The sequence below is a fragment of the Streptomyces sp. NBC_00536 genome (assembly GCF_036346295.1).
In the GTDB taxonomy this organism is placed as follows: domain Bacteria; phylum Actinomycetota; class Actinomycetes; order Streptomycetales; family Streptomycetaceae; genus Streptomyces.
Genome location: NZ_CP107819.1, coordinates 4,692,872 through 4,714,456, shown reverse-complemented (window position 1 = coordinate 4,714,456; position 21,585 = coordinate 4,692,872). Strand labels below are relative to the sequence as shown.

Below are 21,585 nucleotides of genomic sequence, written 5' to 3'. Positions count from 1 at the left end.
GAGAGCGGCATTTCGCCGTTGTAAGCGCGGAGCCTTAGAGAAGCGAAATCCGCTTCTCGCGCAGGCTCTGCCGCATGAAGCAATCCACGACCATGACCACGGCCGCCCTCCTCACCGGGATGGCCCTCTTCGTCACCGCGTGCGCGGGCGGTGTCGGCGGCTCGGACGGGAAGAAGGACCATAAGAAGGAGTCCGCGAACTCCGCCGGTGCGAGCGGCGGCGGCAAGGACGGCGGCAATGGCGGCGCGGACGCCGACAAGGCCCTCAAGACCCGCAAGTGCCTGCGCGACAACGGCATCGACGCCCCCGACCCGAAGCCCGGCGAGGACCCGCGGGGCATGACGCTGGGCGCGGGCAGCGACCCGGAAGCCACGAAGAAGGCCTTCGAGAAGTGCGGGCTGCAGGCCCCGGGCAGTGGCGGCGAGGTCCCGCAGGCGACCAAGGACCAGGCGCTGAAGACGGCCAAGTGCATGCGGGACCACGGCTTCGACATGAAGGACCCCGAGTTCAACGGGAACGCGATGACCGGCACGTCGATACCCGACGGCGCCGACAAGGACGCCTTCATGGCCCAGCTGAACAAGTGCAGCGCCGCCACGTGAGCAGGCGCGGGAAGTGGGTCCTGGGCTCGGTGGCCGTCGTGCTCGCCGTGTCGGGCGGCGGGTACGCGGTCGTCGCGCAGGCCGGGACGGACGGCAAGGGCGCCGAGCAGCGGCGTACGGACGGGCTCCCCGCCGCGACGGCGCCGGTCACGCGCGCCGACCTGAGTTCCGGGCTCCAGGTGGACGGGACGCTCGGGTACGCGAAGGAACTCAAGCTCAGCGCGGCGGGCGGGGGTGGGGGCGGTACGGGCTCCCCCGGATCCGGCGGCGGTTCCGCGACCCTCACCTGGGTCGCGGCCGCCGGTTCCACGGTCGAGCGCGACGGCAAGCTCTACGAGGTCAACGGCAAGGTGGTGCGCCTGATGTACGGGACCACCCCCGTGTACCGGACCATGAAGAGCGGGGACAAGGGCGAGGACGTCAAACAGCTCAAGCGGAACCTCCAGGCCCTGGGTTTCGGAACCGGTCTGGACGCCTCGGACGGCACCTTCACCGACGGCACCGCCACCGGCGTCAAGCGCTGGCAGAAGTCCCACGGCCTGAAGGAGACGGGCGAGATCGGCAAGGACGACATCGCCTTCGCCTCCGGTCCGCAGCGGATCCAGAAGAACGACATGGCGGTCGGCGACGACGCGGGGTCCGGCAAGACCGTCCTCACCCTGACCGGCACCGAACGCACGGTCCGTCTCCAGCTCGACGTGGCCAAGGCGGGCAAGGTCAAGGCCGGTGACCCGGTGACCGTGAGCCTGCCGGGCGGCGGCACTGCCAACGGCAAGATCGAGTCGGTGGGCAGCACCGCCAACCCGGACGACCCGGCCACGGGCGGCGGAGGCGGCGGCGGAGGCGGGGACAAGAAGCCGAAGGTGCAGGTCGAGGTCAGCCTCGACAACCCCACCGGGGCCAAGGGCCCCGACCAGGCCCCCGTCTCGGTGAACCTGACGGGCGAGGTCCGCAAGAACGTCCTGTCCGTACCGGTCGGCTCGCTCCTCGCCCTCGCCGAAGGCGGCTTCGGCGTCCAGGTCGTGGAGAACGGCAAGGTCCGCGAGGTCAAGGTCGAGCTGGGCATGTTCGGCAAGGGCCGGGTCGAGGTGAAGGGGGACGCCCTCAAAGAGGGCATGCTCGTGGGAGTACCCGCATCATGAGCGAGCCCACCATCCGAATGGACACAGCGCTCCCCGACGCGCCTCCGCTCCCCGACTCCCGGCACGCCCACGTGGTCGTCGAGCTGACCGGTGTCACCAAGGAGTACCCCGGCGGGGTCGCGGCCCTGCGCGGGGTCGACCTCACCGTCATGAACGGCGAACTCCTCGCCATCGTCGGCCCGTCGGGCTCGGGGAAGTCGACCCTGCTGCACATCGTGGGGACCCTGGACCGGCCCAGCGCCGGCCGCGTCGCCATCGCCGGGTACGACATCGCCACCCTCTCCGACCGCTCCCTGTCCGCCCTGCGCTCCCGGCACGTCGGCTTCGTCTTCCAGTCCTTCCACCTGGTGCCGGGCATCAGCGCCCGGGCGAACGTCGCCGAGGGCCTGCTGTACTCCGGCCTCTCCCGGGCCGAACGCGGGCGCCGGGCGGAACGCGCCCTGGAACGGGTCGGCCTCGGCGACCGCATGGACCACCGGCCGCACGAGCTGTCCGGCGGCCAGAAGCAGCGCGTGGCCATCGCCCGGGCGGTCGCGGGCGAACCGGACCTGCTGCTCGCCGACGAACCGACGGGCGCGCTGGACACGGCGTCCGGCGAATCGGTGATGGAACTGCTGCACGAGCTGAACCGGGACGGGGCCACCATCGCCGTGATCACCCACGACAACGAGATCGCGGCGAGCCTGCCCCGCCAGGTCCGCATCCGCGACGGCGAGATCGTGGCGGACGTGTGGAACGCGGACGCCGACGCGGACGCGCCGCGGCTGGGACCGGGGCCGGGGCTGGGGGTGGGCGCGTAATGGGTGCCCGTACGAAGTCCCGTACGAAGTCCCGCGCGGCCGCCGGCAAGAAGGCGCGCAGGCTGTCGCCGCCGCGCCTCGGCCCCCGGGACGTCCTGCACGTGGGCTCGGCCGGGCTGCGCTCGCGGCCCATGCGCGTGTTCCTGTCCGCGCTCGGCATCGCGATCGGCATCGCGACGATGATCGCGGTGGTCGGCATCTCCTCGTCCAGCCAGGCCAAGCTGCTGCAGGAACTCGACAAGCTCGGCACGAACATGCTGGTCGCCACCCCGGCCCCCTCGATGTTCTCCGGGCAGGACACCAAGCTCCCCAAGGAGGCCCCGGGCATGATCGCCCGTATCGACGGGGTCGAATCGGTCGGCACGACGGGCGACGTGAAGGAGTCGGTCCGCCGCAGCGAGAACATCCCGAAGGAGGAGACCGGCGGCATCGCCCTCAAGGCCGCCAAGGACGACCTGCTCCAGACCCTGCGCGCGCGGATGCGCAGCGGCAGCTGGCTCAACGACGCGACGGGCCGCTACCCGTCCGTCGTCCTCGGGCACGTCACGGCCGAGCGCCTCGGCATCACGCAGCCGGGCGGCCAGGTCTTCATCGGCGGCCGGTACTTCACCGTCATCGGCGTCCTGGACCCCATCCCGCTGGCCCCCGAGATCGAGCGCTCCGCGCTGATCGGCTGGGAGGCCGCGCAGCAACTGCTGGGCTTCGACGGCCACCCCACCTCCCTCTACGAGCGGTCGGCGGACGACCGCGTGCAGGCGGTCCGGGGTCTCATGGGCAAGACCGCCAACCCCGAGTCACCGGCCACGGTGGCGGTGACGGACCCCTCGGCGGCGCTCCAGGCGAAGGCGGCCACGGAGGGCGCCTTCAGCACCCTGCTGCTCGGCCTGGGCGGCATCGCCCTGCTGGTGGGCGGGGTCGGCGTGGCCAACACGATGATCATCTCGGTGCTGGAACGGCGCCACGAGATCGGGCTACGGCGCTCCCTCGGCGCGACCAAGGGGCAGATCCGGGTGCAGTTCGTGACGGAGTCCCTGCTGCTGTCGGGGCTCGGCGGCCTGGCGGGCATCGCGCTCGGCGGGATCGCCACCCTGGTCTACGCGCGGGCCGGTGACCTGCCCTGGGTGGTCCCCCTGTGGGCGGTCACGGGCGGCTTCGCCGCGACCCTGGCGATCGGCACGGTCGCGGGCCTCTACCCGGCGGTACGGGCGGCCCGGCTCTCCCCGACGCTGGCGCTGCAGGCGGCGTAGGGCGCGGGACGGCCCGGGCACCGGAGAGGGCGGCTCAGCGCCGGAGGTGGGCGAGGACGGCCAGCACCCGGCGGTTGTCCTCCGTGGACGGGGCGATCCCGAGTTTGGTGAAGATGCTCGCGGTGTGTTTCGCGACGGCGCTCTCGCTGAAGTGCAGCGCGGCGGCGATGGCCGCGTTCGACCGGCCCTCGGCCATCAGTTCCAGGACGTCGCGTTCGCGCGGTGTGAGGGCCGAGATGGTCCCGCGGGCGTCGCCGCGCGACAGCAGCCGGGAGATCACCTGCGGGTCCAGGACGGTGCCGCCCGCCGCGACCCGGCGTACGGCGTCCACGAACTGGCCGGTGTCGGTGATCCGGTCCTTCAGCAGATAGCCGACGCCGCCGTCTTCGCCGGCCAGGAGTTCGTTCGCGTAGAGCTGGTCGACGTACTGCGACAGGACGAGGACGGGCAGACCGGGGTGGCGCCGACGTGCCGCGAGGGCGGCCTGCAGGCCCTCGTCGGTGAAGGTCGGCGGAAGGCGTACGTCGACGACCGCGACGTCCGGCGGGTCCTCCAGCAGGGCCCGCAGGAGGGCCGGTCCGTTGTCCACGGCGACGACGTCGAAGGCGTGCTCGCGGAGCGTGCGGACCAGGCCGTCCCTCAGCAGGAAGAGGTCTTCGGCGAGGACGACGCGCACGGAATCTCCAAGGTCGCAGTGGTCGGTCCGCCCTGCGGGCTGTGCAGGGCGAGGCTCCCGTCGAAGGCAGCCAGTCGTCTTCGGATGCCGAGCAGTCCGGTCCCCCGGGAGGGGTCCGCCCCGCCGCACCCGTCATCGGTGACGGTGACGCGCACCATGTTGCCGCTGTCGGTGTCGGTGTCGGTGTCGCCGAGGTGGGTCACGACGATGTCGACGCGGTCGGCGCCGGAGTGCTTCGCCGCGTTGGCCAGCAGCTCGTTGACCGCGAAGTAGGCGGCGGATTCGACCGCCGCCGGCAGCCGCCCCGCGGGGCGGGCCTCGACGTGCACGTCGAGGAAGCTGTCGAGGGCCAGGGAGCGCAAGGCATCGCCCAGGCCACGGTCGGTGAGTACGGAAGGCTGGATGCCCCGGACGAGACCGCGCAGGTCCTCCAGCGCCCGCCCGGACAGCTGGCGCACCTCCAGCAACAGGGCGCGGGCGCCCTCGGGGTCGCGTTCCAGCAGGCGCACCGCGCTGTCGAGGCGCATCCCCAGCGCGACGATCCGGGCCTGCGCGCCGTCGTGCAGGTCCCGCTCGATGCGCCGCAGCTCGGCCGCCCGGTCGTCCAGGGCATCGGCCCGGGTGTCTGTCAGCCACTCGACGCGGCGGGCGAGTTCGGCGCGCTGCGGTGCGGCGAGGAGCCGTCGGGTCCAGCGTGCGTGCAGGCGCAGGACGGACGGCGCGAGCAGGAGGCCCGCTGCCGTGAGGACGAGGCCCAGGACCAGCGCCGCGACCATGGTGGTGGTGCTGCGCACGGGGATGAACGCGTACCAGTTGCCGTCGTCGAGCAGCCGCCACACGAAGGGCTGGACGAGCGCGCCGAACACGCCGTACACGACGAGGGCGGACGGTACGGCGACCAGCGCTCCGCCCACCAGGGGCTCCAGCCACGCCCAGGCCAGGTCCCGCCAGAACCCCTCCGCCGCCAGGACCGCGCGGGCCCCCGCCGTGCGCGGGAGGGGATCCGGAGGGCCGGTCCGGAGCCCCGACCACCCCTCGGCCCGTGCGCGGGCCCGGTCGGCGCACCGGCGCAGCCCGGCGGCGGCGGGCGGCAGCATCCGGTGGCCGAGGCCGACGGGAAGCAGCAGCAACACGCCCACGACACCCGCCCCGACGACGGGCACCGCCGCGGCCAGCAGACCGGCCAGCTGGCAGCGCCCGAGGGCGGTGAGACCGCGCGCGAACGCCGTGCGGGGGCGGGTGATTACCGAACTCATGTCCTGCGCAGGGTAGTCGGTGCCGGACCGGGCGCGGATGCCGCTGTCGCTGTCGCTGCCGCTGCCGCTGCCGACGTACGGCGTCCGGTCCGTACGAGGGTCCACCCCAGGGCCGCCACCAGGCAGGCGAGCCCGAAGCAGAGCATGGGGAGGACGGCCCCGGACTCCTCGTCCATGCAGAGCAGCAGCCCGAGATTGACGAGGGCGTGGAAGCCTCCCGCGAGCAGCAGCCGGTACGGCCCGCCGGTTCCTTCGAGCGCGACGCCCAGGACGACCGACATCGCCACGGTGGCGAGGAGGAACCCCGCGGCGTAGGCCGGGGCCCGCCCGAAGACCGGTACGTGCCACGCACCCCACACGAGGCCCACCGTCACCGACGAGGCGAGCGTCCCGAACCGGGTCCGGAGCAACGGCTGCAGGAAACAGCGCCAGCCGATCTCCTCCCCGCACGCCCCCACCAGCTGCGCCACCGCGATCAGCGGGAAGGCGTGGTGCAGGGCTCCCGGCCCGGTGAAGCGGGCGTCCCCGGAGGTGATCCCGTACGCGAGGACGGAGAGCGCGACGATCAGCGCGGCGGTGGCGAGGACCGCCACCGCGCGGCCGGCACCCCGTCCGCCCGTGCCCGCTCCCGCTCCCGCGCCCCGGAGCAGCTCGCGGGTCCGCCGCCACCGGAACAGCGCGAGAGCGCCCACCGCGGCGGCCGGTCCGAACTGGGTCAGCTGCACCACTTCGGCGGGGACGGGCGTATCCGGCTGCACCGCACCCAACGCTCCGGCCGCCACGAAGGCGACCACGGTGAACACACCCGCCATGCCCCACACCGGCACCTTGCCCCGCGCCCGCTCCATGCCGTCGTCCACGGTCCCCATGACCACCCTGACCACCCGCCCGCCGCTCGGAAATCCGTACACGGACGACGGTGCCGGTCCGGACGGCCCGGCACACTGCACCTGGCAACCGGGCGGGGGTGTACCCACGTCCACCCCGGGGGCGTGGGAACGTACGGGGCCGGGCCTTGGAGGTCGGGCCCTGGAGGTCAGGCCTTCGGGGCGGTCGCCTTCGCGTACAGGGCGCTCGCCCAGTCGCCGAAGACCGTGCTGGTGGACACGTCGTCGGTGTCCCCGCCGGTCAGGATGCCGATGATCTTCCCGTCCCGGGCGATCCAGGCGCTGCCGCTGGTGCCGCCGGGGAAGTCCGCGCAGTCGAAGCGCTGTTCGGTGGCGCTGTCGCGGATCGTGACGGCCGTGCAGGTGCGGGGGACCTTGCGGTCGGCGGGGTAGCCGGTCACGGTGACCTCCTCGGCCGCGCGGCCGGAGACGTCCAGGGGGGCGGCGCCGGTGACGTCCTCGATGTTGCGGCCCGCGGAGTCCGGGGCGACCCGGGCGAAGGCGAGGTCGAAGTCGTCGTTGTTGTCATCGGACCAGTGCTGGTCCTCGAAGACCTTCTCGACCTTCCAGGTGCCGTACGGGGCCGACCCGTTTTCGTACGCGGGTGCGAAGACCGGTCCGGCGTCACCCTGGTCCCCCGCGACCAGGCAGTGCCCGGCCGTGACGATCATGTTGCGGCCCGCGCTGTGCACCACGGTCGCCGTGCAGAAGTGCTCCCCGTCGAGCCCGCCGGTGAACAGCGCCCCGGCGATGGCCGTGGGCTTACCGGCCGGGGACGCGGGGCCGGGCGTCGCCGACCCGGACGGCGCGGGCGTCCCGCCCGGCTTGGGGGTGGTCAACTGCGAATGCGCGGACGATTGCGATCGCGAAGGTGATGGGGTCGGCCGCTTCGGCGCGGGCGCGGCCTTGGCGTGCGCCGACGGCTGCGCGTCAGGGCTGGGCACCACCTGGGTCATGGCAGCGGAAGCGCCGAGCGCCGCCACCGAGCACAGCACCACGGTCACCACGGTCCGCTTGTCCACCACAGCCGCCCCTCCCTGTTTGCTCTGGCGAAGCATGCCCTGAGGCCACCCCAACCGCAAGAGCCCCCCGATCCCGAGACCCCGACCCCCACCATCTCACTTCCGGCACACGGGTGTTGACTCCTCGGTGCGAGGCCCGGCGGGGGCGCCTGCCACGGGTTCAGCGACAGAGGGGTCGGCTGCGTTTTTCGCTACGGCCTCGGCCGCCTGGCCTGCGGCCACCGGTTCGGCCGCAGGCCCGAGAGGCCCGGTGAGGTCGGGGAGCCCGCCCGCGGCCAAGCGGCCGAAGAACGCCTGGCGCTTGCGCCGGTTCACGGCATCCCGCAGCGCCGCGTTCATGCCAAAGCCGTACCGGGACCGCGGTGTGCGCGTCTACGCCCGCCAGAGGCCGTCCGGGGTCAGGCCCAGCAGGTCGATCGCGTTGCCGCGGACGATGCGGTCCACGACGTCCGGGGCGAGGTGGCCCATCTGGGCCTCGCCGACCTCGCGGGACTTCGGCCAGGTCGAGTCCGAGTGGGGGTAGTCCGTCTCGTACAGGACGTTCGCGACACCGATCGCGTCCAGGTTCTTCAGTCCGAAGGCGTCGTCGAAGAAGCAGCCGAAGACGTGTTCGGCGAACAGTTCCGACGGCGGCCGCAGCACCTTGTCGGCGACCCCGCCCCAGCCGCGGTTCTCCTCCCAGACCACGTTCGCGCGCTCCAGGATGTAGGGGATCCAGCCGATCTGGCCCTCCGCGTACATGATCTTCAGGTTGGGGAAGCGCTCGAACTTGCCGCTCATCAGCCAGTCGACCATCGAGAAGCAGCAGTTGGCGAAGGTGATGGTGGAGCCGACGGCGGGCGGGGCGTCCGCCGAGGTCGACGGCATCTTCGAGGACGAGCCGATGTGCATGGCGATGACCGTGCCGGTCTCGTCGCACGCCCGCAGGAAGGGGTCCCACTCGTCCGTGTGGATGGACGGCAGGCCCAAGTGTGGCGGTATCTCCGAGAACGCGACGGCCCGCACGCCGCGCGCCGCGTTGCGCCGGACTTCGGCGGCGGCGAGGTGCGGGTCCCACAGCGGGATCAGGGTGAGCGGGATCAGCCGGCCCCGCGCGAGCGGGCCGCACCACTCCTCCACCATCCAGTCGTTGTAGGCGCGGACGCCGAGGAGCCCCAGCTCACGGTCCTTGGCCTCGGTGAAGGTCTGCCCGCAGAAGCGCGGGAAGGTGGGGAAGCAGAGGGCGGACTGGACGTGGTTGACGTCCATGTCGGCGAGGCGTTCGGGAACCGAAAAGGACCCGGGGCGCATCTGCTCGTAGGTGATGACTTCCAGTTTGATCTCGTCGCGGTCGTATCCGACCGCCGTGTCCAGTCGGGTCAGCGGCCGGTGCAGGTCTTCGTAGACCCACCAGTCACCGATCGGGCCGTCGTCGCCCTTGGCGCCCATGACCGGGGCGAACTTGCCGCCCAGGAAGGTCATTTCCTTCAGGGGGGCGCGTACGACGCGGGGGCCGACGTCGTGGTACTTGGACGGGAGCCGGTCCCGCCAGACGTGAGGGGGCTCAACCGTGTGGTCGTCCACCGAGATGATCTTCGGGAAGGTCTCCATGCCCCCCACGGTAGCGCCGATCTGACGATGCGTCAGCTAGTACGACAGCTAGTGGTACAGCAGTACGGCGGCCAGTTGGACGGCGATCGGTCCACCGCGGACTGACGTCTCACCGCAAGACAGGGCAGACTGGCCACCACACCGACGGAAGGCAGGGGGGACGACTGATGGACGGCATACCGGCCATCCCCAACCAGCGGAACCACCCCGAGGCGGCCCGGCCCGGCGCCGCGGCAGCCCGATCCGCCGTCCCGCCCCCTGCCCCGCCCGAACCGGAGCCACGGACGCAGACACCGGCACAGCCACGGACGCAAGCGCGACCACAAGTGCGAGCACAAGCGGAACCCGCACCGGAAGCGGCACCGGAAGCGCGACCGGAACCGCAATCGGAACCGGCGCCCGCCACGGCCGGGCCCACCACGGCCCCGCCCATCACGACGCCCCCGCCCGGCGATTCGCGGTTCGCGGTGCTCGGCCCCATCCGCGCCTGGCGCGGCAGCGAGGCGCTCTCCTCCGGCAGCCCGCAGCAACGCGCCCTGCTCGCCGCCCTCCTGCTGCGCGACGGCCGCACCGCCACCGCCCCCGAGCTGATCGACGCGATCTGGGGCGAGGACCCGCCGCCGCAGGCCCTGGCCGCCATCCGGACCTACGCCTCCCGGCTCCGCAAGGTGCTCGACACCGGCCTGCTGGTCAGCGAGTCCGGCGGGTACGCCATAAGGCTCGGCTCCGCCGCCGCCCTCGACCTCGGTGTCGCCCGCAGCCTCGGCGCCGACGCCGACAAGGCCCGCGCCGCCGGCGACCGTTCCCTCGCCCGCACCCTGCTGGCCCGCGCCCTGGACCTGTGGGACGGCGAACCCCTCGCCGGGGTCCCCGGGCCCTACGCCGAGACCGAGCGCGTCCGGCTCGGCGAATGGCGCCTCCAGCTCCTGGAGAGCCGCCTCGACCTCGACCTGGAGATCGGCCACCACGCCGAGGCCGTCTCCGAACTCACCGCCCTCACCGCCGCCCACCCGCTGCGCGAGCGCCTGCGCGAGCTGCTGATGCTCGCCCTCTACCGCAGCGGCCGCCAGGCCGAGGCCCTCGCCGTCTACGCCGACACCCGCCGCCTCCTCGCCGACGAGCTGGGGGTCGACCCGCGCCCCGAACTCGCCGCCCTCCAGCAGCGGATCCTGCGCGCCGACGCCGAACTCGCCCGCGCCGCCGACCCGGCCCCGGCCGCCGAGCCCGTACAGGTGCGTCCGGCGCAACTGCCCGCCACCGTGCCCGACTTCACCGGCCGCGCCACCTTCGTCACCGAACTCGGCCGGGTCCTCGCGGGCGCCGACGGCCAGGTCATGGCCGTCTCCGCGCTCGCGGGCATCGGCGGCGTCGGCAAGACCACCCTCGCCGTGCACGTCGCGCACGCCGCCCGCCCGCACTTCCCCGACGGACAGCTCTACATCGACCTCCAGGGCACCGAGGCCCGCCCCGTCGAGCCCGAGGCCGTCCTCGGGGCCTTCCTGCGGGCACTCGGCACCCCCGACACCCGGATCCCCGACTCCCCCGCCGAACGGGCCGCGCTCTACCGCTCCACCCTCGACGGCCGCCGCGTCCTGGTCCTCCTCGACAACGCGCGCGACGCCGCCCAGGTACGCCCCCTGCTCCCCGGCACCGCGGGCTGCGCCGCCCTGGTCACCAGCCGGGTCCGGATGGCCGGGCTGGCCGGGGCCCACCTCGTCGACCTCGACGTGATGAGCCCCGACGAGGCCCTGCTCCTGTTCACCCGGATCGTCGGCGCCGAGCGGGTCGGCGCCGAGCGCCAGGCCGCCCTCGACGTCGTCGGCGCCTGCGGGTTCCTGCCGCTGGCCATCCGCATCGCCGCCTCCCGGCTCGCGGCCCGCCGCACCTGGACCGTCTCCGTCCTCGCCGCGAAGCTCGCCGACGAGCGCCGCCGCCTGGACGAGCTCCAGGCCGGTGACCTCGCCGTGAAGGCCACCTTCGAGCTGGGCTACGGCCAGCTGGAGCCCGCCCAGCAGCGCGCCTTCCGGCTGCTGGGCCTCGCCGACGGCCCGGACATCTCGCTGTGCGCCGCGGCCGCCGTGCTCGACCGGCCCGAGCACGACACCGAGGACCTGCTGGAGGCGCTGGTCGACTGCTCCCTGCTGGAATCGGCCGCGCCCGGCCGCTACCGCTTCCACGACCTCGTACGGCTCTACGCACGTGCGTGCGCGGAACGCGACGAGCGGCCCGCCAGCGAGCGGACCGCCGCCCTGGACCGGCTCCTCGACTTCTACCTCGCGACCGCCGCCCGCGTGTACGCGCTGGAGCGCCCCGGCGACCGGCTCGTGGCGCACCTCTCCCCGACCCGCTACCCGGGGCGGGACTTCACCGAGCCGCGCGCCGCCCTGGACTGGCTGTACGCCGAGGCCGACACCGTCCTCGCGTGCGTGCGCCAGGCCGCGGCGCGCAGCGCGCTGCCCGCTCCGGGCACCAAGCTGGGCGGCGATTCCAGCGGTGTCCTGCGGCGGGCCGTGGACCTGCTGTGGGCGGCGAAGGACCTCGCCGAGTCCGGGGCCAACTCCAAGCAGTACGAGTCCACGGCCGGCGCCGTCCGCGACGCGGCGCGGGCCGCCGGCGACCCGCGCGCCGAAGGCCGGGCCCGCACCACCCTCACCACCGTCCACCTGATCGCGGGCCGCTTCACCGCCGCGGACGACGAGGCCCGCCAGGCGCACGCCCTGGCCAAGGCCGCCGGGGACCCCGTGCCCAGCAGCTGGGCGCCCAACGACCGCGGGATCATCGCGCTGCACCAGGGCCGCTACGCCGACGGCGAGCGCTTCCTGCTGGAGGCCATCGAGAACTTCCGCGCCGACGGCAACCTCGTCGGCGAAGCCTCCGCCCTGTGCAACCTCTCCCGCATCCACGTGGAGGTCGGGCGGCTGCCCAGCGCCATAGAGCTGGCCCAGCAGGGCATCGCCATCTACGACCGGATGGGGCTGAGCCTGCGCCTCGCCAACGGCCGCTACGCGCTGGGCATCGCCCTGACCCAGGCGGGCAGGCTCCAGGAAGCCCAGGAGCAGCTCACCGAGGCGCTGTCGCTGTTCCACGAGAACCGGCAGCCCCTGTGGGAGGGCGTGACCCACTTCCGGCTCGCCGAGGCGCACCTGGCCGCGCGCCGCCCCACGCTCGCCGCCTCGCACGCCGAGCAGGCGATCGCGCTGCGCGGGATCGGCGGGGAGTGGCGGCGGGCGACCGTGCTGACGGTGCTGGGCAAGGCGCTGCGGAGCCTGGGCCAGACCGACCGGGCGCGGGTGTGCTGGCGGGACGCGGAGTCCGTGTTCGAGCAGCTCGGCTCGTCCGAACTGGCGGAGGTGCGCGCCCTGCTGGCATCGGCGATCGCCGCGTGACCGCCGCCTGGTCGCCGATGAACGGGTCGTTCATCGTTCGTTTATCGCCGCCGGGCACCATCAGTACATCGACTCGTCGCGTCGGGGGAGCTGGCGGGTCGCTGGACCACCCGTTCGGCGGTCGCGGGGGAATCGCCGAACGGGCCCGACCCACCATCAGGAGTGCGCGATGACGACGAACGAGAACGCCCTGCCGAACGTGCCGAACGTGACTGCCGCGCCCAAGGCGCCGGCCGCGCCCGGCCTGCTGCCGCTGACCGATGACGGCGAGCTGAAGCCGCTCGACAACCACGCCTCGGGCGCCGAGACGAAGCCCCTGGACAACCACGCCTCGGGCGAGGAACTCCAGACCATGGACAACCACGCGTCAGGTCCGCGCCCGTAACGGGTCGCCACACACGTCCGGTCCTCACCCGTCACAGGGGGTCACGGGTAAGGACTGACGAAGGTACGGGGGACGGCGGTCGCGGTGGCCCGGAGGGGGAGCCATCGCGACCGCCGCGTATCCATGTCCGGACCCGGACCACCGGACTCACCCGGGTTGCGAGCAATACCGTCCCGTGGTCGGCCCCGCGCAATCTCGCGCAACCGCGCCCCACGGCCGTGCACGGCGCAGCATGCTGGGTTCCCCAACCAGCCTGAACGGAGCACACCGTGACACTGCGCTTCATCGGCACCACCAGCGCCGACGGCGACTGTCCCACGCTGTACGAGGTCGAGGGCACCGCTGACGTCCTCGTACAGGGCGAGCGGGTCACCGACCCCGAGCACCTTGCCCAACTCCGCCACGTGAAACCGTCCGAGACGTTCGTGACCGTCCCCCGAGATCTCCTGACCCGGTTCGCACCACGCGCTGAGCCCCGCGAGATGGTCCCGTTCTCCGAGATCACCCACATGTTCCGCGAGTTCAAGCACACCGCGTGGCGCCTGGAGACCCGCCGGGGCTACGCGACCGACCGCCTCAGCCCGAAGTGGGCCCGGTGGAAGGCCGGCGCCGACATTGCCGCCGAGCCGCTCGACGCGTGGCGGGAGAACGTGGCCGCGGCCGCCGCCGAGGGACGCAGGTTCGAACGGGTCCGACTCGTCGATGAGCCACTGACCGAGGGACAGTCGTACCTCCTGGCCTCCGGCCTGGGAAACGTCGCCGCCGGTGAGGACATTCGAAACCTCCCCCGCTCCCAGGCCGAGCGCCTGGGGCTACCGGATGGGGATTTCTGGCTCTTCGACTCCCGTCTCCTGGCCCGGTTCGTGTTCGGCGAGGATGACAGCACGCTGGGCGTGGTCCTCAGCGAGGACCCGGTCGACATCGTCGCCGCCTGCCAGGCCCGGGACACTGCCTGGCACCACGCGATCCCCACAACCGAGTTCGCACGGCGGGTACGTTCTACTGTGTGACGACCGACTTCCAGCGCGGACGTGAGGCCCTCGGCGCCCGGCTCCAGGAGCTGCGCGTCGAGGCCGGCCTCGACGGCAAGGGTCTCGCCGAGCGCCTCGGCTGGCACCGCAGCAAGGTGAGCCGGGTGCAGAGCGGGAAGCAGACGCCCACGCTCGCGGACCTGGAGGCATGGGCCGATGCCACGGGCCGGCCAGGCGTCGTGGGCGAGCTGAGGGGACGCCTCGCGGGAATTGAGCTGCACTACCGGTCGTGGCGTCGCCAGCTGGCCTCCGGTCACCGCATCCGGCAAGAGCAGGCCATTGCCGAGACCCTGTCGACGAAGATGATCCGCGGCGTGGAAATGGTGCGGATCCCGGGTCTGTTCCAGACACCCGACTACGCCAGACACACCTTCGCCGCCAGCTCGGAGTTCCGCCAGACGCCGCGCGACGTCGAGGACGCGGTGCGGACGCGCATCCGTCGGCAGGAGGCTCTCTACACCCCGGGCAAGAGCTTCAAGTTCCTGTTGTGGGAGGGCGCCCTGTACGCGCGCACGACCTCGCCCGCCGTGCACGCCGCGCAGATGGACCGGCTCATCAGCCTCGTGGGCTTGGACACGGTGGAACTCGGCGTCGTCCCGCTCACCGCGGACCTACGCCGAGCGCCGTCGCACGGCTTCTGGATCTACGACCGGCGCTTGGTCATCGTGGAGACGATCAGTACGGAGATGTGGCTCGACGATGAGGAGTCGGTCCAGCTCTACGAACGGGCCTGGTCCTGGTTCGCCGAGTCGGCCGTCTACGGGCCGTCGGCGCAGCGTCTCATCGACCGTGTACGGGGCGCCCTCGACGTGGCGTGAGCAATCCGGCCACACCGACGAACTCGCCCGCGCAATCCGGCGCAACCGGCCGGACGCGACCCCGCGCCCGTTTCTAACGTGCGGTCATGGCGATGCAGCAGCAGGCCAGCCCGGTGGAGTTCCCCGTCCTCACCGGCGGCTGGTGCAACTGGCACGACGGGCCGTCGGACACCGCGCTGGTGATCCAGTGGGGGGAATCGAACTCCGGGCCCCCCAAGCCCTTGTACGCGTGCGCGCCGTGCCGCGAACAGCGAGGACTGGCCGTTGAGGCGCCCGTCCCTTGCAAGGGTGCGCCCCTCCGTCCCGTAAGCCACCTCTCCGCCGAACAGCTCCAGGGCCGGGCGTGCGTGGTCTGCGGGGCGCCGCTGAGCGCCGACCGCGTGTACCGCGGCGCCGTCCTCGTCCAGCAGGACGGGTACGGCCTCGACTTCGACGTGTGGTGCTGTCCCCCGGCGATGCCGTACGCCCTGACCCCTGAGGGGACTTCGTGATCGCTACGGACTTCAAGGTCACTCGCACTGACGTCGTGACCTGCGAAGCTTGCTGGCGCGAGCCGGTCGAGGCCGCCCGCGTTCGGCAAGGCGCCCGCGATCTGCTGTGCCTGTCCTGCGCGGAAGCGGGCTACCCCGCTCGCGTCGAGCAGTTCCCGCCACTCGGCGTGTACGGGCTCACCGCGGCGAAGGTGACGATGGGCAAGCACGCAGGCGGACCACCGCAGCTGCCGCCGAACCCTGGCCCGGCGCTCCCGTCGCCCCCGCCGACCCCTACCCCTGGTCGGCCTCCCGTGTAGATCTGCCCGAAACCCGGGCAGCACTGGGCTCCCGGCGCGATCCGCACGCGTCGGGGGCCCTTCGTGCACCTAGGCTGAGCACGTGTTCACCACCGAGGGGCCGAGCGTTCGCGAGCTGGCCGTGCAGGCCCTGTCCTCCGTCGAGCGGGGCTACGACCTGCTGGCGCCCACCTTCGACCACACCCCCTTCCGCACCCCCGACCGGATGCTCGACTCCGTCGAGGAGACGCTCGCCCGGTACGAGGGCTCCTTCGGAGCCGGGCTGGACCTGTGTTGCGGTACCGGGGCCGGGACCGGGATGCTGCGGCGGTTGTGCCGGGACCGGGTGACCGGGGTCGACCTCAGCGCCGGGATGCTGGCCCGCGCCCGCCTGGCCCACCCCGGCAGCCCCGGTGGTGTGGAGTTCGTGCGGGCCGACGCGCGTGCCCTGCCCGACGCCTTTGCGGACTCCTACGACCTCACCGTCAGCTTCGGCGCCTTCGGGCACTTCCTGCCCGCCGAGCGGCCGGCCCTCTTCGCTTCCGTGCACCGCGCGCTGCGCCCCGGCGGGCTCTTCGCCTTCCCCATCGGAGCGCCGTTCGCCCCGGTCTCGGCGGCCTGGTGGGTCACCGCCGGTTTCGACGCGGCGATGCGGGTGCGCAACGCGGTGTGGCGGCCGCCCTTCGTCATGTACTACCGGACCTTCCCGCTCAGCGGGGTCCGGGCCGACCTCGCGGCGGCGGGCTTCACCGTGGAGACGGCGCCCCTGGAGCACTTCGGGCGCCGCCCGCGCGACGGCAGCCCGAACTGGCGGCTCGTGCTCGCCCGCAAGCCCCGTACCGGCTGAGCCCGGCCGCCGGTCAGGCCAGGTGGCGGAGCTTGTCCGGGTTGCGGATGACCCGGATCTCGGTGATCCGGCCGTCCTCGACCTCGAAGCAGGCGACGCTGTCCGGCCGTCCGGCCGTGGTGAGCAGCAGCCCCGGCTCGCCGTTGACGTCGACGGCCACGATGCGCGGGTCCTCCATCGGCTGGGCGAGCACGGCCACGAGGAAACGGGCCACCTTGTCGGCGCCGTGCAGCGGGCGCAGCGCCGCCCTGACCTTGCCGCCGCCGTCGTTCCACGCGGTGACGTCGGGGGCGAGCAGTTCCAGTACGCGGTTCAGGTCGCCCCCCAGGCACGCGGCGAGGAACTCGTCGGTGGCCCGGCGCCGCACCTCGGCCGGGGCCGGGTAGCGCGGCCGCCGCGCCTTGACGTGGGACGTGGCCCGGGAGCCGACCTGGCGCACCGAGGCTTCGGAGCGCTCCAGGGTCTCGGCGATCTCCCGGTAGGGGAAGCCGAAGGCCTCTTTGAGCACGAAGACCGCGCGCTCCAGCGGCGAGAGGCTCTCCAGGACCACCAGCATGGCGAGCGAGACCGACTCGGCCATCTCCACGTCCCCGGCCGCGTCCGGCACGGTGACCAGCGGCTCGGGCAGCCAGGGTCCGACGTACCGCTCCCGCCGGACGGCGGCCGAACCCAGCCGGTTGAGCGCGAGGTTGGTGACCGTACGGGCCAGGTATCCGCGCGGGTTGTCGATCGGGCCGGTCACCTGGCTGCAGCGGAGCCAGGTGTCCTGGACCAGGTCCTCGGCGTCCGCGACGCTGCCGAGCATCCGGTAGGCGATGCCGAAGAGCATCCGCCGGTGCTGTTCGAACACGGCTGTCTCGATCACGTGTGAGACCGTACCCCGCGGGCCTCCAGGAGGTCCTGGCTACCCCCGCGCCCGGAGTTCGGTCTTGAGCACCTTGCCGCTCGCGTTGCGCGGCAGGTCCGCCACGAACTCCACCGACCTCGGCACCTTGTAGTTCGCCATCTCCCGGCGCGACCAGGCGATCAGGTCGTCGGCGGTCAGCGTCGAGCCGGGGCGGCGCACCGCGTACGCGCGGCCGACCTCGCCGAGCCGCGGGTCCGGTACGCCGATCACCGCGACGTCCGCGATGTCCGGGTGCAGGCCGAGGAGTTGCTCTATCTCGGCGGGGTAGGCGTTGAAGCCGCCGACGATGAACATGTCCTTGATCCGGTCGGTGATCCGCAGGTTGCCCTCCGCGTCCGTCACGCCGACGTCACCGGTGCGCAGCCAGCCCTCGGGGGTGATGGCCCGCGCGGTCTCCGCCGGGTCCTCGAAGTACCCGCGCATGACGTGGTGCCCGCGGACCCACACCTCGCCCGCCTCCCCCGTCGCCCGCGCGCGGCCCTCCGCGTCCGCGATCATCACCTCGGTCCCGGGGATGGCCCGCCCCGAGGTGGCCGCGATGATCTCGGCCCGGTCGCCGCGGCGGCACATGGTGACGATGCCGCCGGCCTCGGAGAGCCCGTACGCCGTCAGGACCGTCCCGATCCGCAGTTCGCCGCGCAGCCGCTCCACGAGCCGCAGCGGGACGACCGCGGCGCCGGTCACGACCAGGCGCAGCGCGGAGAGGTCGTGGTGGTCGCGGGCCGGGTGGTCGAGGATCGACTGGTGCAGGGTGGGCGGGCCGGGCAGGACGGAGATCCGTTCGGCGGCGATGTTCGCGAGGACGGTGTCCACGTTGAAGACGGGCTGCGGCACCATCGTCGCCCCGCGCATCAGGCAGGCGATGATGCCCGCCTTGTAGCCGAAGGTGTGGAAGAACGGGTTGACGATCAGATAGCGGTCGCCCTCGCGCAGCCCGGCCAGTTCGCTCCACACCTGGTAGCAGCGCAGGGTCTGGGCGTGCGTGATGACCGCGCCCTTGGGGCTGCCGGTGGTGCCGGAGGTGAAGATGATGTCGGAGGGGGCGTCGGGGCGTACGGAGTCGGCGCGGGCCCGGACGGCGGCGCCGGTGACGGCGTCCCCGCCCGCCAGGAAGTCCTTCCAGGTGCGGAAGGACTCGGGGGCGTCGTCGGCGAGGACGACGACGTGCTCCAGGTGCGGCAGCCCGGGCAGCGGGCCCCCGCCCGGGCCGTCGGCGGCGGCGCGGCGCAGCGAGGCGACGTAGGACGTGCCCAGGAAGGTGCCGGTGACGAAGAGCATCCGGGCGCGGCTGCGCTCCAGTATGTACGCCGCTTCCGCGCCCTTGAAACGGGTGTTCAGCGGGACGAGCACCGCGCCCGCCGAGACCGCGCCGAGCGCGGAGACGATCCACTCCAGGGTGTTGGGGGCCCAGACCGCGACCCGGTCGCCGGGCTCCAGACCGGCGGCGATGCAGGCGGCCGCGGCGCGCTCGACGCGCTCGCCGAGCTGGGCGTAGCTGATCCGGACGCGGCCGTCGACGACGGCTTCGTGCCCGCCGAACCGGGTGGCGGCGTCGCGGACCAGCCCGGCGATGGTGCCCCAGCGCAGGTCGCCGCGCAGGTCCTCGGCCTGGTCGCCGCGCCCGTCCTCGTCGGCGCCCGCTCGCTCGTCGTCACGCAGGTGCTCTTCCGCTTCTCGCTCGCCCATCGCACGCCCCTCACCCGCGAACCGTCGGCTCCAGTAGCTGACTGTTCGTCAGATTAGCTGTACCCTTCGCGGCTGTCAGTACTGGCGCACCCCGGAGGTGGCGATGGCGGCAACGCTCAAGGACGCGACAGCGATAGTCGGCATCGGGCAGACCGCCTTTGCCAAACAACTGCCGCAGTCCGAAAAGGAGTTGGCCTGCCGGGCCATTCTGGCGGCACTCGCCGACGCGGGGATAGCCCCCTCCGAGGTCGACGCCTTCTCCTCCTACACGATGGAGGAGACCGACGAGGTCGAGGTCGCCAAGGCTATCGGCGCGGGCGACGTGACCTTCTTCTCCAAGATCGGCTACGGCGGCGGCGGTTCCTGCGCCACCGTCGGCCACCTCGCCGCCGCCGTCGCCACCGGCCAGGCGAGCGTCGGCGTCGCCTGGCGCTCGCGCAAGCGCGGCTCCGGCCCCCGCCCCTGGAAGAACACGGCCGTCCAGCTGCCCACCCCCGGCCAGTGGACCCGGCCCTTCGGGCTGCTGCGCCCGGCCGACGAGATCGGCATGCTCGCCCGCCGCTACATGCACGAGTACGGCGCCACCCGCGACCACCTCTTCAATGTGGCCCTGGCCTGCCGCAACCGCGCCAACCAGAACCCGGCCGCGATCATGTACGACCGCCCGATGACCCGCGAGAGCTACATGACCGCGCGGATGATCAGCGAGCCGCTCTGCCTCTTCGACAACTGCCTGGAGACGGACGGCGCGCTGGCCTGTGTCATCGTCTCCGCCGAGCGGGCCCGGGACTGCCGCCAGAAGCCCGTCTACGTCCACTCCGTGGCCCAGGGCCTGCCCGCCCAGCACCACGGCATGGTCAACTACTGGAACGACGACCCGCTGACCGGCCCCGCCTGGACCGCCGCCCGGCACCTGTGGAAACAGGCCGACTTCGGCCCCCATGACGTGGACGTGGCCCAGATCTACGACGCGTTCACCCCCCTCATCCCGCTCTCCCTGGAGGGCTACGGCTTCTGCGGTCGCGGCGAGGGCGCCGCCTTCACGGAGGGCGGGGCGCTGGAGATCGGCGGGCGGCTGCCCATCAACACCGGCGGCGGCGGCCTCAGCGAGGCCTACGTCCACGGCTTCAACCTGATCAACGAGGGCGTCAAGCAGCTGCGCGGGATCTCCACCGCCCAGGTGCCGGACGCCGCGACCTGCCTGGTGACGGCGGGCGAGGGAGTCCCGACGTCCGCGATCCTGCTGAGGAGCTGACCGCCCCATGACCACCACCACTCCCGCGGACGCGTCCCCCGCCCCGACCCCGGACCCTGCCCCCGAGGCCCTGCTCCTGCCCGTCCCCGACGAGGACGGCGCCCCCTTCTGGGAGTACGCCGCCCGGGGCGAGCTGCGCATCCAGGCCTGCGCCGCGCCCGGCTGCGGCAAGCTCCGCTTCCCGCCCCGCCCGTGCTGCCCGCACTGCCGGTCCTTCGCGAGCGAATGGCGGCTGATGAGTGGCAAGGGGCGCGTGTGGTCGTACGTCCGGCCGCATCCGCCGCTGCTGCCCGCCTACGCCGCGCAGGCCCCGTACAACGTGATCCTCGTCGAGCTGGCCGACGCCCCGCACATCCGGCTCGCCGGGAACCTGGTCACGGCCCCCGACGCGCCGCTGGACTCGCTGGACCCGGCGCGGCTGCGGATCGGGGCGAAGGTGCACGTGGCGTTCACGGAGCAGGACGGGGTGAGCGTGCCGCGCTGGCTCCTGGAGAAGTCATGAGCGTACGGGTCGAGCGGGACGCGGAGACCGGGGTCGCGGTCGTCACCCTGGACCGGCCGGAGCGGCACAACGCGGTCGACCTGGCGACGGCGGCCGGACTCTCCGCGCTGTGGCGGGAGTTCCGCTTCGACGAGGGCGTGCGCGCGGTGGTGGTGACCGGCGCCGGGTCCGCGGCCTTCTGTACGGGCATCGACCGCTCGGTGGAGGTGCCGCAGCCCGCGTCCCCGTACGCGATCGACGACCCGATGATCTCGATCGGCCCCAAGGCCAACGACCTGTGGAAACCGGTGGTCGCGGCGGTCAACGGCATGGCCTGCGGGGGCGCCTTCTACCTGCTGGGCGAGGCGGAGTTCATCATCTCCTCCACCACCGCGACGTACTTCGACCCGCACACCAGCTACGGCATGGTCAGCGCCTACGAGGCGATCTACATGGCGCAGCGGATGCCGTTCGGGGAGGTCGCCCGGATGTCCCTGATGGGCACGGCCGAACGGCTCTCCGCGCGCCGGGCGTACGAGATCGGCCTGGTCTCCGAGCTGGCGGAACCGGCGGACCTGCTCGCGGCGGCGCTGCGGGCCGCGCGGACCCTGGCCGGGTTCCCGACGGAGGCCGTGCAGGGGACGGTACGGGCGCTGTGGGCGGCGAAGGAGGGGGCCAGGGCCCAGGCCCTGGCCCAGGCACCGCACCTGATCGCGCTCGGCAACCTGCCGCCGGAGCGGCAGGCGGAGCTGTTCGGGTCGCGGCGGCCGGGTACGGACTTCCGCGTGCGTTAGCGCT

General features: G+C 73.0%; 21 protein-coding genes. 14 read left to right on the top strand and 7 right to left on the bottom strand.

All coding sequences use genetic code 11. From position 1 onward, the window contains the following. Positions 1-74 precede the first annotated feature (74 nt). Genes OHS33_RS20785 through OHS33_RS20770 form a run of 4 tightly spaced genes read left to right on the top strand, consistent with a single transcriptional unit; the run spans position 75 to position 3,791 of the window. Complete coding sequence (locus OHS33_RS20785) at positions 75-602, top strand: hypothetical protein (protein WP_330331910.1); 528 nt, start codon at positions 75-77, stop codon at positions 600-602. After that, positions 599-1,744: a peptidoglycan-binding protein gene (locus OHS33_RS20780; RefSeq protein WP_330331909.1), complete on the top strand. Its 1,146-nt coding sequence runs from the start codon at positions 599-601 to the stop codon at positions 1,742-1,744. The genes OHS33_RS20785 and OHS33_RS20780 overlap by 4 nt, the downstream gene beginning before the upstream one ends. A 17-nt stretch (positions 1,745-1,761) precedes the next feature. Further along, positions 1,762-2,544, top strand: a complete 783-nt coding sequence (locus tag OHS33_RS20775; protein WP_330335132.1) for an ABC transporter ATP-binding protein — start codon at positions 1,762-1,764, stop codon at positions 2,542-2,544. Further along, the gene (locus OHS33_RS20770; RefSeq protein WP_330331908.1) at positions 2,544-3,791 is read left to right on the top strand and encodes an ABC transporter permease; all 1,248 of its coding nucleotides are present in this window, start codon (positions 2,544-2,546) and stop codon (positions 3,789-3,791) included. Before OHS33_RS20775 ends, OHS33_RS20770 begins: the two co-directional genes overlap by 1 nt. 34 nt (positions 3,792-3,825) lie before the next feature. Here the strand turns inward: OHS33_RS20770 and OHS33_RS20765 are convergent, their stop codons facing one another. From OHS33_RS20765 to OHS33_RS20745, 5 genes are all read right to left on the bottom strand, one after another. Next, positions 3,826-4,467 carry a response regulator transcription factor gene (locus OHS33_RS20765; RefSeq protein WP_330331907.1) on the bottom strand — a complete coding sequence of 214 codons (642 nt, stop codon included), beginning with the start codon at positions 4,465-4,467 and terminating at the stop codon, positions 3,826-3,828. After that, positions 4,431-5,723, bottom strand: coding sequence for a sensor histidine kinase (locus OHS33_RS20760; protein ID WP_330331906.1), 1,293 nt, complete (start codon positions 5,721-5,723; stop codon positions 4,431-4,433). Before OHS33_RS20760 ends, OHS33_RS20765 begins: the two co-directional genes overlap by 37 nt. Next, the gene (locus OHS33_RS20755; protein ID WP_330331905.1) at positions 5,720-6,592 is read right to left on the bottom strand and encodes a CPBP family intramembrane glutamic endopeptidase; all 873 of its coding nucleotides are present in this window, start codon (positions 6,590-6,592) and stop codon (positions 5,720-5,722) included. Before OHS33_RS20755 ends, OHS33_RS20760 begins: the two co-directional genes overlap by 4 nt. A gap of 167 nt (positions 6,593-6,759) precedes the next feature. Beyond that, the gene (locus OHS33_RS20750) at positions 6,760-7,635 is read right to left on the bottom strand and encodes a trypsin-like serine peptidase (RefSeq protein WP_330331904.1); all 876 of its coding nucleotides are present in this window, start codon (positions 7,633-7,635) and stop codon (positions 6,760-6,762) included. Between the two features lie 369 nt (positions 7,636-8,004). Then, positions 8,005-9,222 carry an amidohydrolase family protein gene (locus tag OHS33_RS20745; RefSeq protein WP_330331903.1) on the bottom strand — a complete coding sequence of 406 codons (1,218 nt, stop codon included), beginning with the start codon at positions 9,220-9,222 and terminating at the stop codon, positions 8,005-8,007. A gap of 167 nt (positions 9,223-9,389) precedes the next feature. On the opposite strand from OHS33_RS20745, the gene OHS33_RS20740 reads away from it, so the two are divergent. The 7 genes from OHS33_RS20740 to OHS33_RS20710 all read left to right on the top strand — a co-directional run bounded on the left by OHS33_RS20740 (position 9,390) and on the right by OHS33_RS20710 (position 16,458). Further along, positions 9,390-12,608, top strand: coding sequence for a BTAD domain-containing putative transcriptional regulator (locus tag OHS33_RS20740; RefSeq protein WP_443065329.1), 3,219 nt, complete (start codon positions 9,390-9,392; stop codon positions 12,606-12,608). A 169-nt stretch (positions 12,609-12,777) separates the two neighbouring features. After that, entirely contained in the window at positions 12,778-12,993 is a 216-nt protein-coding gene (locus tag OHS33_RS20735) for a hypothetical protein (RefSeq protein ID WP_330331902.1), read from the top strand. Between the two features lie 269 nt (positions 12,994-13,262). Further along, positions 13,263-14,003, top strand: coding sequence for a DUF6879 family protein (locus OHS33_RS20730; protein WP_330331901.1), 741 nt, complete (start codon positions 13,263-13,265; stop codon positions 14,001-14,003). Then, positions 14,000-14,842, top strand: coding sequence for a helix-turn-helix domain-containing protein (locus tag OHS33_RS20725; RefSeq protein ID WP_330331900.1), 843 nt, complete (start codon positions 14,000-14,002; stop codon positions 14,840-14,842). Before OHS33_RS20730 ends, OHS33_RS20725 begins: the two co-directional genes overlap by 4 nt. A gap of 86 nt (positions 14,843-14,928) precedes the next feature. Next, a complete protein-coding gene (locus tag OHS33_RS20720) occupies positions 14,929-15,333 on the top strand; it encodes a hypothetical protein (protein WP_330331899.1) in 405 nt (134 codons plus the stop codon). Next, positions 15,330-15,632, top strand: coding sequence for a hypothetical protein (locus OHS33_RS20715; protein ID WP_330331898.1), 303 nt, complete (start codon positions 15,330-15,332; stop codon positions 15,630-15,632). The genes OHS33_RS20720 and OHS33_RS20715 overlap by 4 nt, the downstream gene beginning before the upstream one ends. 82 nt (positions 15,633-15,714) lie before the next feature. Continuing rightward, positions 15,715-16,458, top strand: a complete 744-nt coding sequence (locus OHS33_RS20710) for a class I SAM-dependent methyltransferase (protein ID WP_330331897.1) — start codon at positions 15,715-15,717, stop codon at positions 16,456-16,458. Between the two features lie 13 nt (positions 16,459-16,471). Here OHS33_RS20710 and OHS33_RS20705 read toward each other — a convergent pair whose 3' ends face one another. Together OHS33_RS20705 and OHS33_RS20700 are read right to left on the bottom strand one after the other, a co-directional pair. Then, positions 16,472-17,323, bottom strand: coding sequence for an RNA polymerase sigma-70 factor (locus tag OHS33_RS20705; RefSeq protein WP_330331896.1), 852 nt, complete (start codon positions 17,321-17,323; stop codon positions 16,472-16,474). A gap of 39 nt (positions 17,324-17,362) precedes the next feature. Further along, positions 17,363-18,964: a FadD3 family acyl-CoA ligase gene (locus OHS33_RS20700; RefSeq protein WP_330335130.1), complete on the bottom strand. Its 1,602-nt coding sequence runs from the start codon at positions 18,962-18,964 to the stop codon at positions 17,363-17,365. 190 nt (positions 18,965-19,154) lie between these two features. Between OHS33_RS20700 and OHS33_RS20695 the strand changes: the two genes are divergently transcribed. The 3 genes from OHS33_RS20695 (at position 19,155) to OHS33_RS20685 (ending at position 21,581) form a co-directional block, all read left to right on the top strand. After that, entirely contained in the window at positions 19,155-20,306 is a 1,152-nt protein-coding gene (locus OHS33_RS20695) for a lipid-transfer protein (protein WP_330331895.1), read from the top strand. A gap of 70 nt (positions 20,307-20,376) precedes the next feature. Further along, complete coding sequence (locus tag OHS33_RS20690) at positions 20,377-20,808, top strand: Zn-ribbon domain-containing OB-fold protein (protein ID WP_330335129.1); 432 nt, start codon at positions 20,377-20,379, stop codon at positions 20,806-20,808. Next, complete coding sequence (locus OHS33_RS20685) at positions 20,805-21,581, top strand: enoyl-CoA hydratase/isomerase family protein (protein ID WP_330331894.1); 777 nt, start codon at positions 20,805-20,807, stop codon at positions 21,579-21,581. The genes OHS33_RS20690 and OHS33_RS20685 overlap by 4 nt, the downstream gene beginning before the upstream one ends. Positions 21,582-21,585 lie beyond the last annotated feature (4 nt).

Bases quoted from the DNA above. Each gene is read 5' to 3' on its own strand.
- OHS33_RS20785 (WP_330331910.1), top strand. From the start codon at position 75: ATGAAGCAATCCACGACCATGACCACGGCCGCCCTCCTCACCGGGATG.
- OHS33_RS20770 (WP_330331908.1), top strand. From the start codon at position 2,544: ATGGGTGCCCGTACGAAGTCCCGTACGAAGTCCCGCGCGGCCGCCGGC.
- OHS33_RS20745 (WP_330331903.1), bottom strand. From the start codon at position 9,222: ATGGAGACCTTCCCGAAGATCATCTCGGTGGACGACCACACGGTTGAG.
- OHS33_RS20760 (WP_330331906.1), bottom strand. From the start codon at position 5,723: ATGAGTTCGGTAATCACCCGCCCCCGCACGGCGTTCGCGCGCGGTCTC.
- OHS33_RS20735 (WP_330331902.1), top strand. From the start codon at position 12,778: ATGACGACGAACGAGAACGCCCTGCCGAACGTGCCGAACGTGACTGCC.
- OHS33_RS20755 (WP_330331905.1), bottom strand. From the start codon at position 6,592: ATGGGGACCGTGGACGACGGCATGGAGCGGGCGCGGGGCAAGGTGCCG.
- OHS33_RS20720 (WP_330331899.1), top strand. From the start codon at position 14,929: ATGGCGATGCAGCAGCAGGCCAGCCCGGTGGAGTTCCCCGTCCTCACC.
- OHS33_RS20695 (WP_330331895.1), top strand. From the start codon at position 19,155: ATGGCGGCAACGCTCAAGGACGCGACAGCGATAGTCGGCATCGGGCAG.
- OHS33_RS20740 (WP_443065329.1), top strand. From the start codon at position 9,390: ATGGACGGCATACCGGCCATCCCCAACCAGCGGAACCACCCCGAGGCG.
- OHS33_RS20685 (WP_330331894.1), top strand. From the start codon at position 20,805: ATGAGCGTACGGGTCGAGCGGGACGCGGAGACCGGGGTCGCGGTCGTC.
- OHS33_RS20775 (WP_330335132.1), top strand. From the start codon at position 1,762: ATGGACACAGCGCTCCCCGACGCGCCTCCGCTCCCCGACTCCCGGCAC.